Raw genomic sequence first — 2,423 nt, forward strand, 5'->3', positions numbered from 1 at the left:
GTTGCTGTGCCCACGTTTTACGTGCCTTTGTGGGCACTAAAGCTTTTTTATGATTTCTTCCTGAAGCTGGGATTTTAAGCTCAGTTCGGCAAACATCTGCTTAAGCTTACGGTTTTCAGCCTCCAGCTCCTTTAAGCGTTTGATATCCGAAGTTTCCATTCCGCCGTATTTTTCTCGCCATTTATAGAAAGTTGAATTACCCATGCCATATTTACGGCACAGTTCTTTAACCGGAATACCCGCTTCAGCTTCTTTTAAAATAGCGACGATTTGATGTTCAGTCATTTTTTTCATAATTAAATCCCCTTTTCTTTTATCATAGAGAATTTTCTACTTTTTTGCTGTACTATTTTAGGGGATAGTTACATCATTAAAAGTAACAAAAGCGGAGGAACTTGGGCTTTATACGAATACGATCTTAAAGGAAACATCATTCGGCAAGAATATTCGGATGGAACTTGGGAAACGTTCGAATACAATAAAAACGGACAACTTGTAGAAGCCCGCAATCAAGATAATTGCGTAAAACTGCTAAGAGACCCGGCCGGACGTGTTATTGAAGAAATACAAAGCAGCGGTTTACCGGGAGATAAGGGACAGCAGGTTAGCAGCACCTACGATGATAAGGGCTTTCGAACGCAGCTGAAAAGCTCACCGGGGGCATACATACGCAATACTTTTGATGATCAAGGAAATTTGCTTACTCTTACCGCCGACATAGAAGCGGAAGAAACTAACACCCAATGGAAAGCTCAAATAACTCGTAACGGGCTCGGGCAAGAAATGGAAAAACAGCTCAACGGGCGTATCAAACTTACCACCGCCTACGACAAACAGGGACGGATTATTTCCCATCAAGTGTATCAAGGCAGCAAAGAAACTTATAATCGACAATATAACTGGAGCCCGGGACATCAACTTAAAAGCATCCTCAACGGATTAACCAAGGGTAAAACTGAATTTACCTATGATTCCTTCGGAAGTTTGGCCAGTGCTTGTTACCAAGACGGCAGTTATGACTACAAACTTCCCGACGAAGTGGGAAACCTCTATTCCGATCCCCATCAATCCGACACCGTATACGGCGCATCGGGTAAAATTTTAAAGGATAAAAAATGGAATTACATTTACGACCCATCGGGGAACCTTATCTTAAAAACCTCTCGTAAAGTGGCCCTTCCTCCCACCTCTGCCCACACCCGGTTAAAAAATTCTCCTTTTGCTCTTGACTCTCCCACCACTCAAAAAGGGTTCTGGATAGAAGATTTAGATGACAATGAATTTGACCGCAAGGCCGAAATACGGCGATATTCTAAGTCTGAGCTCAAACAATACGACCAAATACGAAAAAACAGAACGCTGGAAAATGCTGACCCGCCACAATGGCAGCCGGGTGATTGGGAATATCAGTGGCAAGGAAACGGCATGCTCAAAGCGGTGCGCAATCCACAAGGGGAATGGATTCGCTTTGAATACGACGCTTTAGGAAGAAGAACAGCGAAAATTGTCCACACCAAGATTTATCGCTATCTTTGGGATGGAAATGTATTATTGCATGAATGGCATTATGAGCGTGCACGGCGTCCTAAGGTTATTACTGACGAGCTGGGAATGCTTATGTTGGACCAACCCGAACCGGTCGAAAACCTGACCACTTGGGTTTATGAAGAAGGAAGTTTAGTCCCCACCGCTAAGCTATGCGAAGGCAAGTCCTACTCGATTGTATCGGACTATTTGGGCCGTCCCGCTCAGGCCTATGATGACAAAGGGGAACTGGTTTGGCAGGTGGAGTTTGACATCTATGGCAGAATACAGGAAGATACCTTTAACAATCAGCCGTTTATTCCGTTCAGACAACTGGGGCAGTATGAGGATGTTGAAACGGGGCTTTATTATAATCGCTTCCGATATTATAATCCTAAAACCGGCTTATATATTAGCCAAGACCCGATAGGGTTAGCAGGTAATAACCCGAATTTTTATGCGTATGTAAGTGATAGCAACGTTCAAATTGATTCATTCGGATTATCTACATCGCCAATTTTAGGATTTAAAAGTTATGGTCAATTAAATCAATTTGGTTCGCAAATTCAAGCTACCCTAGCTAGGGGAGGTTTCAAGAATTCAGAAGTTTTCATGCAAGGTAGTTCTGTTACTGGTCGTAGTTTTAAAACAGGAATTCCTTTTGATGTAGGTAGGATAAGTGATTTTGATGTTGCAATTGTTAATTCTGATTTATTAAAAAAAGTACAAAGTTTAGATTTAGGAAAACCAGGACGTCCATATTCAATGCCATTAAATTCTGATGCTATGAAAGAATTAGGGTTTGGGGATTTAGCAGATAGTTTATCAAATCGTTTTGGAAGAGATGTAAACTTTAGAATTTATGATAGTGAATCAGCAGTTAGAGCAAATGGGAAAAG

At 41.7% G+C, this 2,423-nt stretch carries 1 protein-coding gene and 1 pseudogene; one reads left to right on the forward strand and one right to left on the reverse strand.

Annotated elements, in window-relative coordinates:
• Positions 1-42: 42 nt before the first annotated feature.
• Positions 43-294, reverse strand: a pseudogene (locus A9G34_RS06995) (transposase); the annotation flags it as partial.
• A gap of 489 nt (positions 295-783) precedes the next feature.
• On the opposite strand from A9G34_RS06995, the gene A9G34_RS11010 reads away from it, so the two are divergent.
• A partial coding sequence (locus A9G34_RS11010) for an RHS repeat domain-containing protein (RefSeq protein WP_176701485.1) occupies positions 784-2,423 on the forward strand: 1,640 nt, incomplete at its 3' end.

The organism is Gilliamella sp. Choc4-2, from assembly GCF_001690355.1.
GTDB classification, from domain to species: Bacteria; Pseudomonadota; Gammaproteobacteria; order Enterobacterales; family Orbaceae; genus Gilliamella; species Gilliamella apicola_A.